General features: G+C 71.1%; 15 protein-coding genes. All 15 read left to right on the top strand.

The genetic code is table 11. The features are described from left to right. Positions 1 to 43 precede the first annotated feature (43 nt). The gene (def, locus tag ACFWGD_RS00075; RefSeq protein ID WP_377776494.1) at positions 44 to 547 is read left to right on the top strand and encodes a peptide deformylase; all 504 of its coding nucleotides are present in this window, start codon (positions 44 to 46) and stop codon (positions 545 to 547) included. 10 nt (positions 548 to 557) lie between these two features. Further along, complete coding sequence (fmt, locus tag ACFWGD_RS00070) at positions 558 to 1,523, top strand: methionyl-tRNA formyltransferase (protein ID WP_377776493.1); 966 nt, start codon at positions 558 to 560, stop codon at positions 1,521 to 1,523. Beyond that, positions 1,524 to 3,065 (top strand): RsmB/NOP family class I SAM-dependent RNA methyltransferase, encoded by a 1,542-nt coding sequence (locus ACFWGD_RS00065; protein WP_377776492.1) that lies wholly within the window; start codon positions 1,524 to 1,526, stop codon positions 3,063 to 3,065. It abuts the gene before it with no gap. Positions 3,066 to 3,096: 31 nt separating this feature from the next. Next, positions 3,097 to 3,777: a ribulose-phosphate 3-epimerase gene (gene rpe / locus ACFWGD_RS00060; RefSeq protein WP_377776491.1), complete on the top strand. Its 681-nt coding sequence runs from the start codon at positions 3,097 to 3,099 to the stop codon at positions 3,775 to 3,777. A 98-nt stretch (positions 3,778 to 3,875) separates the two neighbouring features. Next, positions 3,876 to 4,961, top strand: a complete 1,086-nt coding sequence (gene ribD / locus ACFWGD_RS00055; RefSeq protein WP_377776490.1) for a bifunctional diaminohydroxyphosphoribosylaminopyrimidine deaminase/5-amino-6-(5-phosphoribosylamino)uracil reductase RibD — start codon at positions 3,876 to 3,878, stop codon at positions 4,959 to 4,961. A gap of 39 nt (positions 4,962 to 5,000) precedes the next feature. Then, positions 5,001 to 5,600, top strand: coding sequence for a riboflavin synthase (locus ACFWGD_RS00050; RefSeq protein WP_377776489.1), 600 nt, complete (start codon positions 5,001 to 5,003; stop codon positions 5,598 to 5,600). 10 nt (positions 5,601 to 5,610) lie between these two features. Further along, the gene (locus tag ACFWGD_RS00045; RefSeq protein WP_377776488.1) at positions 5,611 to 6,870 is read left to right on the top strand and encodes a bifunctional 3,4-dihydroxy-2-butanone-4-phosphate synthase/GTP cyclohydrolase II; all 1,260 of its coding nucleotides are present in this window, start codon (positions 5,611 to 5,613) and stop codon (positions 6,868 to 6,870) included. Then, positions 6,867 to 7,340: a 6,7-dimethyl-8-ribityllumazine synthase gene (gene ribH / locus ACFWGD_RS00040; RefSeq protein WP_377776487.1), complete on the top strand. Its 474-nt coding sequence runs from the start codon at positions 6,867 to 6,869 to the stop codon at positions 7,338 to 7,340. The genes ACFWGD_RS00045 and ribH overlap by 4 nt, the downstream gene beginning before the upstream one ends. 5 nt (positions 7,341 to 7,345) lie before the next feature. Continuing rightward, entirely contained in the window at positions 7,346 to 7,819 is a 474-nt protein-coding gene (locus tag ACFWGD_RS00035; protein ID WP_377776486.1) for a PH domain-containing protein, read from the top strand. Then, the gene (uvrC, locus tag ACFWGD_RS00030; protein WP_377776485.1) at positions 7,819 to 9,852 is read left to right on the top strand and encodes an excinuclease ABC subunit UvrC; all 2,034 of its coding nucleotides are present in this window, start codon (positions 7,819 to 7,821) and stop codon (positions 9,850 to 9,852) included. Before ACFWGD_RS00035 ends, uvrC begins: the two co-directional genes overlap by 1 nt. A gap of 10 nt (positions 9,853 to 9,862) precedes the next feature. Then, positions 9,863 to 10,756: an RNase adapter RapZ gene (gene rapZ / locus ACFWGD_RS00025; RefSeq protein WP_377776484.1), complete on the top strand. Its 894-nt coding sequence runs from the start codon at positions 9,863 to 9,865 to the stop codon at positions 10,754 to 10,756. 60 nt (positions 10,757 to 10,816) lie between these two features. Next, the gene (yvcK, locus tag ACFWGD_RS00020) at positions 10,817 to 11,770 is read left to right on the top strand and encodes a uridine diphosphate-N-acetylglucosamine-binding protein YvcK (protein WP_377776483.1); all 954 of its coding nucleotides are present in this window, start codon (positions 10,817 to 10,819) and stop codon (positions 11,768 to 11,770) included. 62 nt (positions 11,771 to 11,832) lie between these two features. Next, a complete protein-coding gene (gene whiA / locus ACFWGD_RS00015; RefSeq protein WP_377776482.1) occupies positions 11,833 to 12,816 on the top strand; it encodes a DNA-binding protein WhiA in 984 nt (327 codons plus the stop codon). Positions 12,817 to 13,026: 210 nt separating this feature from the next. Next, positions 13,027 to 14,034 (top strand): type I glyceraldehyde-3-phosphate dehydrogenase, encoded by a 1,008-nt coding sequence (gene gap / locus ACFWGD_RS00010; protein ID WP_377776481.1) that lies wholly within the window; start codon positions 13,027 to 13,029, stop codon positions 14,032 to 14,034. Between the two features lie 143 nt (positions 14,035 to 14,177). After that, positions 14,178 to 14,470, top strand: a 293-nt coding sequence (gene pgk, locus ACFWGD_RS00005) for a phosphoglycerate kinase (RefSeq protein ID WP_377776480.1), incomplete at its 3' end; no start/stop codon positions are given.

Here is a 14,470-nt window from a genome sequence, read left to right as displayed (position 1 = left end):
ATCCCTTTCTTCCCCCTCATCCCAGCAGGAGCTGATGCGAAGCATGTCCGTCCGAGAGATCCGCTTGTTCGGCGACCCCGTCCTGGTGTCCCGCGCCGACGAGGTCACGGCCTTCGACGCGAAGCTGTCCCACCTCGTCGACGACATGCTCGAGACCATGGACGAGGCGTCGGGCGTGGGCCTGGCGGCCAACCAGGTCGGTGTGCTGCAGCGCGTGTTCGTCTATGACTGCGACGACCGCCGCGGCGAGCTGATCAACCCGGTGTGGGAGCCGGTGGGCGAGGAGACCGAGCTCGACGAGGAAGGCTGCCTGTCCATCCCGGGCATCGGCGCCGAAGCCGAGCGGTTCACGCGGGTCCGCGCCACCGGCCAGGATCGCACGGGCACCCCGGTGACCATCGAGGCCGAGGGCCTGCTGGCCCGCTGCATCCAGCATGAGACGGACCACTTGGACGGCGTGCTGTTTCTCAAGCGCCTGACCCCCGACGCTCGCAAGGCGGCCATGCGCGAGTTGCGCGCCACCGACTGGTTCCTGGCCGGGAAGTAGGGGAGCACCGATGCGACTGATTTTCGCCGGCACCCCGGAACCCGCCGTACCCGCCCTGCGCGCGCTTCTCGAGCATCCCGGCCATGAGGTCGTCGCGGTGCTCACGCGCCCCGATGCCCGCGTGGGCCGCGGGCGCTCGCTCAAGCCGTCGCCGGTCAAGCAGGTGGCGGTCGAGCACGGCATCGAGGTCATCGAGCCGGTTTCGCTTGCCGACGACGCCGCGCGGGCACGCCTGGCCGAATTGTCGCCCGACTGCATTCCCGTGGTGGCGTACGGCAACCTCGTGCCGAAGGATCTGCTGGACCTGCCCGCTCACGGCTGGGTGAACCTGCACTTCTCGGTGCTGCCCGCGTGGCGCGGGGCGGCGCCCGTGCAGGCCGCGATCGCAGCCGGCGACGAGATCACCGGTGCGTCGACGTTCCTCATCGAGGAGGGCCTGGACACCGGCCCGGTATTCGGCACCGTCATGGAGACGATCAAGCCCACCGACACCGCCGATGACCTGCTCACGCGGTTGGCGGAGTCCGGCGCCGGTCTGCTGTCCGCGACGATGGACGGCCTCGAGGCCGGCCGCCTGCGCCCCGTCGCGCAGCCGGAGGACGGCGTGAGCCACGCGTCGAAGATCACGTCGGACGATGCCCGCATCGACTGGACGATGCCGGGCCATCTCATCGACCGCCGCATCCGCGCCCATACGCCGGCGCCCGGTGCGTGGACGATGCTCGGCGACGACCGCATCAAGGTCGGGCCGGTGACGCCCGTGGCGCCCTTGACAGACGTGGACGCCGGCGACGGATCACTTGCCGACGGTGACCTGGGCGTGGGCCGCATCCGCGTGGAGAAGAAGCGGGTGCTCGTCGGCGCCGGCGGCGGCACCGCGGTGGTCCTGGGCGACGTGCAGCCCCCGGGCAAGCGCATGATGAACGCAGTGGACTGGGCGCGCGGCGCCCGGCCGGACGAGGGGACGATGGTCTAGATGGGCGAGCAGCGCGACAACAGGGGCGGCGGCCCGAACCGCGGCGGCAATCAGCCCGCCCGCTCCAAGAACACCCGCCGCCGCAACGCCTCCGGCCAGCGCCGGGGCCAGGGTGGTCGGGGCGGTCAGGGCGGCTACGGCAATCAGAACGGCCGGGGAGGACGGGATGGCCAGGGCGGGCACGGCGGCCGCAAGGCCAGCGCCATCGACGCGCCGCGCCAGGTCGCGCTCGACGTGCTCGGCGCCGTGCGCGCCGACGGCGCCTACGCCAACCTGATCCTGCCCCAGCAGCTTCGCGCCCGGAACCTCACCGGGCGCGACGCCGCCTTCGCCACCGAGCTGACCTACGGCACGCTGCGCGCCGAAGGGCTGCTCGACGCCGTGCTCGCCGACGCATCGACCCGCCCGCTCGACCAGGTCGACCCCGAGGTCCTCGACGTCCTGCGCCTGGGCGCGTACCAGCTGCTGCGCACCCGCGTCGGCGCCCACGCCGCGGTGGACACGTCGGTGCGCGCGGTCATCGGCGCGGGCAAGGTGGGGGCGAAGGGCTTCGTCAACGCCATCCTGCGCAGCGTCGCCGACCATGACGAGGCCGCCTGGGTCGCCCGCGTGGCGCCCGACGCCACGCGCGATCCCGTGGGCCACCTCGCGCTCAAGCACGGTCACCCGCGCTGGATCGCCGACGCGTTCGCCCAGGCACTCGGCGCCCGTGCGGGCGAACTCGCCGAGGCCCTGGCGGCGGACGATGCCCGGCCGATCGTGCATCTCGTCGCAAAGCCGGGCGAGATGTCGGCCGAGGAGCTGGCCCTGATCACCGGCGGCGAGGAAGGGCCCTGGTCCCCGTACTGCGTGCGGCTCGACTCCGGCGACCCCGGCGACCTGGGACCCGTCAAGGAGCGGCTGGCCGCAGTGCAGGACGAGGGCTCGCAGCTCATCGCCCGCGCCGTGACCATGGCCCCGCTCGAGGGCGACGACGGCGGGCGTTGGCTCGACCTGTGCGCCGGCCCCGGCGGCAAGGCGGCGTTCCTGGGCGGCATCGCGAAGATCGACGGTGCGACCGTCGACGCCGTCGAACCCGTGCAGAAGCGCGCCGGCCTGGTGGAAAACTCCGTCCAGGGCCTGCCGGTGAAAGTCCATGTCGCCGACGGCCGTGACCCGGGCCTGGAGCCCGGCTACGACCGCATCCTCGTCGATGCGCCGTGCTCCGGCCTCGGCTCGTTGCGCCGGCGCCCCGAAGCGCGCTGGCGCAAGTCCACCGACGACCTGCCCGCCCTGAACAAGCTGCAGGGGGAGCTGCTGGAATCGGCCGCGAAGCTCGTGCGCCCCGGCGGCGTCATCGTCTACTCGACGTGCTCGCCGCACCTGCGCGAGACCCGCGGCGCCGTCGACCGCGCCGTGCGGCAGCTGGGGCTGGAAGAACTCGACGCCCGCGAACTCGTCGCGCCGATGGGCGACGTCGGGGAGGGCCCGTCGGTGCAGATGTGGCCGCACCGCCACGGCACCGACGCGATGTTCTTCGCCGTGCTGCGAAAGCCGGCGTAGCCCGCACCGGGGGCGCGGTAGGCTCTCGGGCATGAGCACCCCGATCATCGCGCCCTCGATCCTGTCCGCAGATTTCGCCCGACTCGACCGCGAAATCGAGGCCGTCCCCGACGCCGACTGGATCCACATCGACGTCATGGACGGCCATTTCGTGCCCAACCTCTCCTTCGGCGTGCCCGTCATGGCCGCGGTGGCCGCGGTCACCGACAAGCCCCTCGACGTGCACCTGATGATCGAGGAGCCGGAGAAGTGGGTCGACGGCTACGTCGAGGCCGGGGCCGCCGGCGTCACCTTCCATGTGGAGGCCTCGGCCGACCCGATCGCCCTTGCCCGCAAGCTGCGCGACGCCGGGGTCCACGCCGGCATCTCGGTGCGGCCCGGCACCCCGATCGAGCCGTGGCTGGAGCACCTCCACGAGTTCGACCTGGTTCTGGTCATGAGCGTCGAGCCGGGCTTCGGCGGCCAGTCCTTCATGCCGGAGCAGCTGGAGAAGGTCCGCATCCTGCGCAACCAGATCGACCTGCGCGGGCTGGGCACCGTCATCGAGATCGACGGCGGCATCTCCGGCTCCACCATCGCCGACGCCGCCGAAGCCGGCTGCGACGCCTTCGTCGCCGGATCGGCCGTCTACGGCGCGGACGTGCCCAACGACGCCGTCAACGAACTCCGCGCCCTGGCCGTGGAGGGCCAGTTGCGCAACGAAGACAGCTGACCGGCGGGCCCGGCCGCCCACGGTGGCCGGGCAGCCAGCCGGTACGCCCCGCCGGATCGCCCGGCCGGGGTACGCCAACCACGAAAGCCGAGGCCGCCATGCCGCTCTACACCGATCTCGTCGCCGCCACGGCGCTGTCGCCGGACCAGGCGATGCGCACCGCCATCGCCGCTTCGGAAAGGGTGCGCGGCACGACCTCGCCGAACCCGCCCGTCGGCTGCGTCATCCTCGACTCCGCCGGCGTGCCCGTCGCGGTGGCCGCCACCGACCCGGTGGGCGGGCCCCACGCCGAAGCCCAGGCACTGGAGGCCGCAGGCGGACGGGCACGGGGAGGCACGGCCGTCGTCACGCTCGAGCCCTGCCACCATCACGGCCGCACGGGACCGTGCACCGGGGCCCTGCTCGACGCCGGGGTGGCCACGGTCGTCTACGCCGTGGACGACCCCAACCCCGTCGCCGCAGGTGGCGCGGACTGGCTCGACGCGAGGGGAGTGGAGGTCGTGCGCGGCACCCTGCGCGCCGACGCCGCCGACGGCGTCCTGCGCCCGTGGCTGCACTGGCAGGCCACGCGCCGGCCCCACATCACCCTGAAGACCGCCGGCACGATCGACGGCCTGGCCGCGGCGACCGACGGCTCGTCGCAGTGGATCACCGGCGAGGCCGCGCGCGCCCGGGTCCACGTCGACCGGTCGCGCCGCGATGCCGTCATCGTCGGCACCGGCACCGTGCTCGCCGACGATCCGCGGCTGACCGCGCGGGCCCCGGACGGAGCCCCGTACCCGAATCAGCCGATGCGGGTGGCCGTCGGGCGCAAGGAGGTGCCGGAGGACGCGGCGATCCGCGGCGGTTTCCTGCCGGGCGAGCGGGTCGATCCCGCGATCGCGTCGTCGGAGATGTTCCGGCACATACAGACCCGGGACATGGCGACGGTCGTCGACGTCCTCGCCGACCTGGGGCTCATCGACGTCCTCGTCGAGGGCGGCCCGCGGCTGGCCGGGGCGTTCCTCGAGGCCGGCCTGGTCGACGCCGTCGAGTCCTACGTCGCGCCGGGGCTGCTCGGCGCGGGCACCGCGGTCGTGGACACGGGCGCGGCCACCACGGTCGACGACGTCGTCCGCTTCCGCACGATCGGCGTCGAGATGCTCGGCGGCGACGTGCTGATCAAATCCGTCCGCAAGTCCTAGGCCCCGCAGCGGGCGCACGAACGAAAGGAACCAGCAGAAGTGTTCACCGGAATCGTCGAGGAAGTAGGCACGGTCGCCGCGATCGTGGATCAGGGCGACGCCATCCGCCTCACCATCGGCTGCGGCACCGCCGTCGAAGATGCGAAGCTGGGCGATTCGATCGCCGTCAATGGCGTGTGCTTGACGGTCGCGGAGTTCGACGAGAAGGGCTTCACCGCCGACGTCATGCAGGAGTCGCTGGACCGCACGAGTCTCGGTGGTCTCGACGAGGGATCTCCCGTCAACCTCGAGCGCGCTCTCGCCGCAGGAGCCCGCCTGGGCGGACACATCATGCAGGGCCACGTCGACGGCACGGGCGCGATCGTTTCGCGCACGCCCGGCGAGCATTGGGAGGTCGTGCGCATTTCGCTTCCCGACGAATTGGACCGCTACGTGGTGGAGAAGGGTTCCATCGCCGTGGACGGCACGTCCCTGACGGTGTCCGCCGTGGGCGGGGAGCCCGGGGCGCATTGGTTCGAGGTCAGCCTCATCCCGACCACCCTGGCGGAGACCATCATGGGCTCCCTCGCGGAAGGGTCGGCGGTGAATCTCGAAGCGGACGTGGTGGCCAAGTACATCGAGAAATTGCTGCCCCGATAAGCTCATGGGCGTGATTGAACTCGACAGCGTGGAACGGGCCATCGCCGACATCGCCGCCGGCAAGGCCGTGGTGGTCGTCGACGATGAAGACCGCGAGAATGAGGGCGACATCATCTTCGCCGCCGAACTGGCGACGCCGGAGCTGGTGGCCTTCACCGTGCGGTACTCCTCGGGGTACATCTGCGCGCCGCTGACCGGCGCCGACTGCGATCGCCTGGGTCTTCCGCCAATGGTCGCGCGCAACGAAGACGTCCGCGGCACCGCGTACACGGTCACCGTCGACGCGGCGACCGGCTCGACGGGCATTTCCGCGTCCGACCGCGCCTACACCATTCAGCGCTTGGCGGCGGCGAATTCGACGTCCGCCGAGTTCACGCGCCCCGGCCACGTCGTGCCGCTGCGCGCGATGCAGGGCGGCGTGCTCACCCGCGCCGGCCACACCGAGGCCGCCGTCGACCTGGCCCGACTGGCCGGGCTGCGGCCCGCCGGCGTGCTGTGCGAGGTCGTCTCGGAAGAGGACCCGACGGGCATGGCCCGCACCCCGGAGCTGCGGCGCTTCTGCGACGAGCATGACCTGGCGCTCATTTCTATCGAGCAGCTCATCGAGTACCGGCGCCGCCACGAGCACTTGGTCGAGCGCGTGGTGGAGACCCGCATGCCCACCGACTTCGGCGAGTTCCGCGCCGTGGGCTACCGCAGCCTCGTCGACGGCGTCGAGCACGTCGCCCTCGTCGTCGGCGACCCGGCCGCCGACGATGGGTCGGACGTCCTGGTCCGCGTCCATTCCGAGTGCCTGACCGGCGACGTCTTCGGTTCCCGGCGCTGCGATTGCGGCCAGCAGCTGCACAAGTCCATGGAGATCGTGCAGGCCGCCGGCCGCGGCGTGGTGCTGTACATGCGCGGCCACGAGGGCCGGGGCATCGGCCTCATGCACAAGCTGGAGGCCTACCACCTCCAGGACGAGGGCGTGGACACCGTCGACGCCAACCTCCAGCTGGGGCTGCCCGCCGACGCCCGCGAGTACGGCACTGGCGCGCAGATCCTGCGCGACCTCGGCGTGCGCTCGATGGCGCTGCTGACCAACAACCCGACCAAGCGCGCGGGCCTGGGCGGCTATGGCCTGGAGATGAGCCGCCGCGTCCCGGTGCCCGTGGAGGTCAACGCCGACAACGTGCGCTACCTGACCACCAAGCAGCAGCGGATGGGGCATGACCTCCCGTGGCTGTCCGACTACATTGGTGGCGACGCCGATCCGAAGGAGAAGAAGTGAGCGGAGCCGGACTGCCCGACATCGAGATGCCCGACGCGGAGGGGATGAGCGTCGCCATCGTCACCGCGCACTGGAACGCCGACATCACCGGCGTGCTCCGCGCCAACGCCATCGCGGCGGCGGAGGAGGCCGGCGCCATGGTCCGCGACTACACGGTGGTCGGGGCCCTCGAGCTTCCGGTGGTCGTCCAGGCGCTTGCCGACGACCACGACGCCGTCGTCGCCCTGGGCTGCGTCATCCGCGGCGGGACCCCCCACTTCGACTACGTCTGCGACTCGGTGACCGACGGCCTGACGCGCATCGCGCTGGACCAGCGCACGCCGATCGGCAATGGCGTGCTCACCTGCGACACCCACGAGCAGGCCGTCGCCCGCTCGGGCGCGGAGGGCTCGGTCGAGGACAAGGGCCGCGAGGCCACCATCGCCGCGCTGCACACCGCGGCGCTGCTGCGCGCCCTGGGCGAGGAGTGATCCGCGTGAGCGACAACAAGACGGCCGACCGCACCGATTCCCGCTGGGAGCTGGTGGTGACGTCGAAGACCATGAAGCTCTGGGCCTGGGGCGCGGTGGCGGTGGTCATGGCGGTCCACCTGTTCATGGGCTTCGTCGTCGACGTCGGCGACACCGGCGCGCAGGTCACGTCCATCGACGTGCTGGCGTTCCCCATTCTCGGCGTCGTCATTTCGGCGGCGTGCCTGCTGATGCTGCGCCCGCGCGTCCGCGCCGGCGCCCGCGGCGTGGAGGTGCGCAACTTCCTCGGCGCCCGGTTCTACCCGTGGGACGTCGTCCACGGCCTGAGCTTTCCGGCCGATGCCCGCTGGGCCCGCCTGGAGCTGCCCGAATTCGAGTTCGTGCCCATGTGGGCGCTGCAGTCCCGCGACGGCGCCGCCGTCGTCGAGGCCGTGCGCCGCTTCCGCGAACTCGAGGACCGCTACATGCCGGAAGACTGATGGCGGATCCCTCCACGTACCGCCCGGCACCCGGCACCATCCCGGTCGAGCCGGGCGTTTACCGTTTCCTCGACGATGGCGGTCGCGTCCTCTACGTCGGCAAGGCCAAGAACCTCCGGGCGCGGCTGTCCAACTATTTCCAGGACGTCGCCAACCTGCACCCGCGCACGCGCCAGATGGTGCAGTCCGCCTCGAAGGTCATCTGGACGGTGGTGCGCACCGAGGTCGAGGCGCTGCAGCTCGAGTACACGTGGATCAAGCGCTACGATCCGCGGTTCAACGTCATGTACCGCGACGACAAGAGCTATCCCATGCTCGCGGTCAGCGTCGGCGAGATGTACCCGCGCCTGTTCCTCTACCGGGGGCCGCGCCGCAAAGGCGTGCGCTACTTCGGGCCCTATTCCCATGCCTGGGCGATCCGGGAGACCCTGGACCTGCTCATCCGCGTGTTCCCGGCGCGCACGTGCTCGAAGGGCGTGTTCAACCGCCATCAGCAGCTGGGGCGGCCGTGCCTGCTTGGGTACATCGACAAATGCTCGGCCCCCTGCGTCGGCCGCGTGTCCGCCGCCGAGCACCGGGAAATCGTCGACGGCTTCGTCTCCTTCATGGCCGGCCACACCGGCCCGCTGACCGCGCAGTTGCGCCGGGACATGGGCGCGGCGGCCGAGGACCTCGACTTCGAAAAGGCCGCGAAGATCCGCGACGACCTCGCCGCGGTGGAGAAGGTCATGGAGAAGCAGGCGGTGGTGCTCGGCGACGCCACCGACGCCGACTTCATCGCCTTCGCCTCCGACGAGCTCGAGGCCGCCGTGCAGATCTTCCACGTCCGCCGCGGCCGCATCCACGGCCAGCGCGGCTGGGTCGTGGAGAAGTCCGGCGACTCCGAGACAGGCCCGCTGCCCGACGGCGAGCCGGACCCGGCGCTGCCGAAGCTGCTGTCGACGTTCTTGACGCAGTTCTACGGCGACGCCGCCGAACACGCGAAAGTCGACGGCGACGATTCCAGCGGCGCCGCCGAGGCCGTGCCGCGCGAAATCCTCGTGCAGACCGACCCGGACGACGCCGGCGAGGTCGCCGGATTCCTCCAGGGCATCCGCGGCACCGCCGTCGACGTCCGCGTGCCCCAGCGCGGCGACAAGAAGGCCCTGCTGGAAACCGTCCACCGCAATGCCGTCGAGGCGCTGGCGCAGCACAAGCTCAAGCGCAGCGGAGACCTCACCGCCCGTTCGCAGGCGCTGGAGGGCATCCGCGACGCGCTGTTCATGGACGAGGCGCCGCTGCGCATCGAGTGCACCGACATCTCCCACATCCAGGGCACCGACGTCGTGGCGTCGCTGGTGGTCTTCGAGGACGGCCTGCCCCGCAAGGTCGACTACCGCCGCTACCGGATCAAGGACGCCGCCGGCGACGGGCATTCCGACGACGTCGCCTCCATCGCCGAGGTCGTCCGCCGACGGTTCCGCCGCCACGCCGAAGACAAGCTCGCCGTGCCCGAGGACGACTCCGTCATGTTCGAGGAGGAGGCCGCGGGGGAGGGCGCCGGGACGTCGGAAAGCGTGGTGGAGGAGTCGGTGAGCGGCCGCAAGTTCGCCTACCCGCCGCAGCTGTTCATCGTCGACGGCGGCGCCCCGCAGGTCGCGGCGGCCCAGGAGGTCCTCGACGAGCTCGGCGTCACCGACGTCACGCTCGTCGGGCTGGCCAAGCGCCTGGAGGAGATCTGGGTGCCCGGCGACGACGAACCCGTCATCCTGCCGCGCAACTCCGAGTCCATGTACCTGATGCAGCGCATCCGCGACGAGGCCCACCGCTTCGCCATCGGCTACCACCGGCAGCAGCGGTCCAAGCGCATGCGGTCGTCGGCGCTCGACGGGATCAAGGGGCTCGGGCCGCAGCGGCGCTCGGAGCTGGTCAAGCACTTCGGGTCGGTGGCCAAACTCAAACGGGCCACCGTCGACGAGATCCGCGAAGTGCCCGGATTCGGGCCCTCTTTGGCCGAATCCGTGCACGCGGCGCTGCACGCCGATCGCACGTAGGCTGGGACGCATGACCAACGCCAACGCCGGTGCGGCGGAACCCGACACGTCACTGGTCCTGATCACGGGAATGTCCGGGTCGGGCCGCAACACCGCCGCCGCCGTGCTCGAGGAAATGGGCTGGTACGTCGCGGACAATCTGCCGCCCGAGTTGATCATGCGCATGGTCGAGCTGTCCTTCGAGGCGGACTCGCCGGTGGAGCGCCTGGCCATCGTCACCGACGTGCGGTCGCGGGCCTTCGCCGGCTCGCTGGGCGACGTCCTCGATCGCCTGCACGAGACCGGCCGCCGGCCGATGGTCATCTTCCTCGACGCCGACGACGACACGCTCATCGCCCGCTACGATTCCGTCCGCCGCACGCACCCCCTGCAGGAGTCGGGGACGCTGACGCACGGCATCCAGCGCGAGCGGCAGATGCTGTCCGGGATCAAGGCGATGTCGGATCTGGTGCTGGACACGTCGAAGATGTCCGTCCACGACCTGCGCCGCGCACTGGAGGTCCATTTCTCGGACCCCTCGTCGCGCGGGCAGCGGGTGACCATCCAGTCCTTCGGTTTCAAGCACGGCGCGCCGCGCGATGCGGATCTGCTCCTCGACGTGCGGTTCCTGCCCAACCCGTATTGGGTGCCGGGCCTGCGCGCGGGCCGCGGCACCGACCGCGACGTCTCCGAGTACGTGCTGGGGCAGGACGATGCCCCGCGCTGGCTGGACACCGTCGAACAGCTCGTCTCCGTCATCCTCCCGGGCTACCGCCGCGAGGGGAAGAACCACATGACCATCGCCATCGGCTGCACCGGCGGCCACCACCGCAGCGTGGCCATGTCGGAGGCCCTGGGGCGCCGGCTCGGCGAGTTCAACGGCATCGACGTCAGCGTCGTCCACCGCGACATCGAGCGGGACTGACCGGGGCGCGCGGCCCTCTCGACGCCCCCGGCACCCGAATCGACACAAGGAGTCTTTCCCATGACCGCCATCACGAGCCTCGGCGGAGGCCATGGCCTGTTCGCGACGCTGCGCGCGGTGCGGCGCATCGCCGATGACGTCACCGCCGTGGTCACCGTCGCCGACGACGGCGGCTCGTCCGGCCGCCTGCGCCGCGAGCTGGGCCAGATCCCGCCCGGCGATCTGCGCATGGCGCTGGCGGCGCTGTCGGCCGAGGACGAGCGCGGCACGCTGTGGGAGGAGGTCCTGCAGCACCGGTTCGGGGGCACCGGCGCGCTGGCCGGACATGCCGTGGGCAATTTGATCATCGCGGGCCTGACCAGCGTGCTGGGCAGCGAGGTCGAGGCTCTCGACGAGGTCGGTTCGCTGCTGGGCATCTGCGGCCGGGTGCTGCCGATGTCGCCGCGCCCGCTGGACATCGAGGCGGAGGTCGTCGGGCTGGAGGACGATGCCCGCGTGGTGCGCCCGGTGCGCGGCCAAGTCGCGGTGGCCACCACGCCGGGGCAGGTGCGGCGCATCCGCCTCATCCCGGAGCAGCCGCCGGCGACGCCGGATGCGGTGGAGGCGATCATGTCCGCGGACATGGTCACCCTCGGCCCGGGCTCGTGGTTCACGTCGGTGCTGCCGCATCTGCAGGTCCCGCAGCTGGTGCAGGCGCTGCGCGAGACTAAGGCGCACCGCGTCGTCGTGCTCAACCTTTCCTCCGAGCCGGGGGAGACCGCGGGGTTCTCCTCGGAGCGCCACGTGCACATGCTGGCCCAGCACGCGCCGGACCTGAAGCTGGACACCATCCTCGTCGACGAGTCGACGATGGGCGGTTCTTCCGAGCGCGGGTACCTGGAGCGGGCGGCGGCGACCCTGTCGGCCGACGTGGTCTACGCCGACGTGCGCGAGCTTGACGACGATGGCGGATGGACCGAGCGGCACGATCCCCGGAAGGTGGCGGCCGCGCTGGGGGAGTTGCTGGCCCGCTGAGCCGGGCGGCTACACTGCCCTGCACGGCGAACGGGTCGCCGCGGAGTGAGGAGATCGACCACATGGCGTTGACGCCCAAGGTGAAGGATGAGCTGGCGCGCGTGCCGGTCGGCCAGGAGAGCGCGCAGTCGGCGGAGGTCGCCGCGATGCTGCGGTTCGCCGGTGGCCTGCATCTGGTGGCGGGGCGCATCGTCATCGAAGCGGAGCTGGATTCCGGTGCCGTGGCCCGGCGCCTGCGGGGGATGATCGATTCGGTGTTCGGCCATGAGCCGGAGCTGCAGGTGCTCAGCCCGGGTGGGCTGCGCAAGTCGGCCCGCTACATCGTCCGCGTTGCCGAGGGCGGCGAAGATCTGGCCCGGCGCACGGGCCTGGTCGACCGTTCCGGGCGTCCCGTCCGGGGCCTGCCGCCGAAGGTCATCGGCGGCACGGTCCTCGACGCCGAAGCGGCATGGCGCGGTGCGTTCCTCGCGCACGGTTCCCTCACCGAGCCCGGCCGATCGTCGGCGCTGGAGGTCACGTGCCCGTGCCCGGAGGCCGCCCTGGCGCTGGTCGGCTGTGCCCGGAGGCTGGGCATCGCCGCCAAGAGCAAGGAGACCCGCGGGGGAGACCGCGTGGTCATCCGCGATGGCGAGGCCATCGGCGCGCTGCTGACCCGCATGGGCGCCCAGACCACCCGCCTGGAGTGGGAGGAGCAGCGCATGCGCCGCGAGGTCCGCGCCACGGCCAACCGCCTGGCCAACTTCGACGACGCCAATCTGCGCCGTTCCGCCCGCGCCGCCGTCGTGGCCGCCGCCCGGGTCGAGCGCGCGCTGGCGATCCTCGGCGACGAGGTCCCCGAGCACCTGATCACCGCCGGCGAGCTGCGCGTCGCGCACCGCCAGGCGTCGCTGGAGGAGCTCGGCCAGCTGGCCAATCCGCCGATGACCAAGGACGCAGTCGCCGGGCGCATCCGGCGCCTGCTGTCGATGGCGGACCGCCGCGCCGCGGAGACCGGCATGCCGGATACGTCGTCGGTGGTCACCGACGAGCTTTTCGACGACGAGTAGCGGCCGGCACGACCGTCCGGATGAACCGGATCACGCCCAAACGGGCATATTTTCGGCACGACATGCCCGTTGGTGAGGTGTCTCACTAGAATTCGGGCATTCCTCCACTGCGCAACGCCGCAACCCCACGTACAATTCGGAGATGAACCAGTTGGCCCGGTCCACGGGCCGAATGGCACTTTTTAGCCGATTCCTTTGGAGGAGATCATCGTGACGGTTCGTGTAGGCATCAACGGCTTCGGTCGCATCGGACGCAACTTCTTCCGCGCCGCGGTCGCGCAGGGCGCCGATCTGGAGATCGTGGCGGTCAATGACCTGACCGACAACAAGACGCTGGCCCACCTGCTGAAGTACGACTCGATCATGGGCAAGCTCGACGCCGAGGTGACCTACGACGACGAGTCCATCACCGTCGACGGCAAGCGCATCATCGCGTGGGCCGAGCGCGACCCGAAGAACCTGCCGTGGGGCGAGAACGACGTCGACATCGTCGTCGAGTCCACCGGCTTCTTCACCGATGCCGAGGCCGCCAAGGCCCACATCGAGGGTGGCGCGAAGAAGGTCATCATCTCCGCTCCGGCGAAGAACGAGGACGCGACGTTCGTCGTCGGCGTCAACCACACGGACTACGACCCGGAGAAGCACAACATCATCTCCAACGCGTCGTGCACCACCAACTGCCTGGCCCCGATGGCCAAGGTCCTGGACGACGAGTTCGGCATCGAGCGTGGCCTCATGACCACCATCCACGCCTACACCGGCGACCAGCGCCTGCACGACGCCCCGCACAAGGACCTGCGCCGCGCCCGCGCCGCCGCCCTGAACATCGTCCCGACCTCCACCGGCGCCGCCAAGGCCGTCGCCCTGGTCCTGCCGCAGCTCAAGGGCCTGCTGGACGGCTACGCCCTGCGCGTGCCCACCCCGACCGGCTCCGTCACCGACCTGACCTTCACCGCGAAGAAGCCGGTCACGGTCGAGTCCGTCAACGCCGCCATCAAGAAGGCCTCCGAGTCGGAGGCGCTGGCCGGCGTCCTCGGCTACAACGAGGACCCGATCGTGTCCAAGGACATCGAGGGTGACCCGCGTTCCTCCATCTTCGACGCGCCGCTGACCAAGGTCATCGGCGACCAGGTCAAGGTCGTCTCCTGGTACGACAACGAGTGGGGCTACTCCTGCCGCCTCGTCGACCTCTCCGTCTACGTCGGCGGTCAGCTCTAAGCACGTAGGGCAAGGCACCACAATGTGAGCAACAGGGTCCGGGCTGCGCGACGAAGCGCCGCACGGGCCCTGTTGTCTGCCTCGTCCCTCTCGCCCCCCCCCGCAGGGGCCGCAAGCCCATGGGAAAAGGAGTAGAAACACATATGAAGACGATCGACGAACTTCTCGCCGAAGGTGTCTCCGGCAAGCGGGTCTTCGTCCGCGCCGACCTCAACGTGCCGCTCGCGGGCGGCGCCATCACCGACGACGGCCGCATCCGCGCTGTCCAGCCCACCATCGCGAAGCTCGCCGAGGCCGGCGCCCGCGTGGTCGTGGCCTCCCACCTGGGCCGTCCCAAGGGCGCCCCGGACCCGGCCTTCTCGCTCGCCCCGGCCGCGACCCGGCTCGGTGAGCTGCTCGGTGCGGACGTCGCCTTCGCCACCGACACCGTCGGCTC

This window comes from Corynebacterium sp. NPDC060344, assembly GCF_042725215.1.
Classification (GTDB): Bacteria; Actinomycetota; Actinomycetes; order Mycobacteriales; family Mycobacteriaceae; genus Corynebacterium.
Note: the sequence above shows the minus strand (reverse complement) of the source record. Positions and strands in the feature narration are given on the sequence as shown.

Excerpts from the sequence above, each read along its gene's own strand:
- def (WP_377776494.1), top strand. The coding sequence starts at position 44 with ATGTCCGTCCGAGAGATCCGCTTGTTCGGCGACCCCGTCCTGGTGTCC.
- fmt (WP_377776493.1), top strand. The coding sequence starts at position 558 with ATGCGACTGATTTTCGCCGGCACCCCGGAACCCGCCGTACCCGCCCTG.
- ACFWGD_RS00065 (WP_377776492.1), top strand. The coding sequence starts at position 1,524 with ATGGGCGAGCAGCGCGACAACAGGGGCGGCGGCCCGAACCGCGGCGGC.
- rpe (WP_377776491.1), top strand. The coding sequence starts at position 3,097 with ATGAGCACCCCGATCATCGCGCCCTCGATCCTGTCCGCAGATTTCGCC.
- ribD (WP_377776490.1), top strand. The coding sequence starts at position 3,876 with ATGCCGCTCTACACCGATCTCGTCGCCGCCACGGCGCTGTCGCCGGAC.
- uvrC (WP_377776485.1), top strand. The coding sequence starts at position 7,819 with ATGGCGGATCCCTCCACGTACCGCCCGGCACCCGGCACCATCCCGGTC.
- rapZ (WP_377776484.1), top strand. The coding sequence starts at position 9,863 with ATGACCAACGCCAACGCCGGTGCGGCGGAACCCGACACGTCACTGGTC.
- yvcK (WP_377776483.1), top strand. The coding sequence starts at position 10,817 with ATGACCGCCATCACGAGCCTCGGCGGAGGCCATGGCCTGTTCGCGACG.
- whiA (WP_377776482.1), top strand. The coding sequence starts at position 11,833 with ATGGCGTTGACGCCCAAGGTGAAGGATGAGCTGGCGCGCGTGCCGGTC.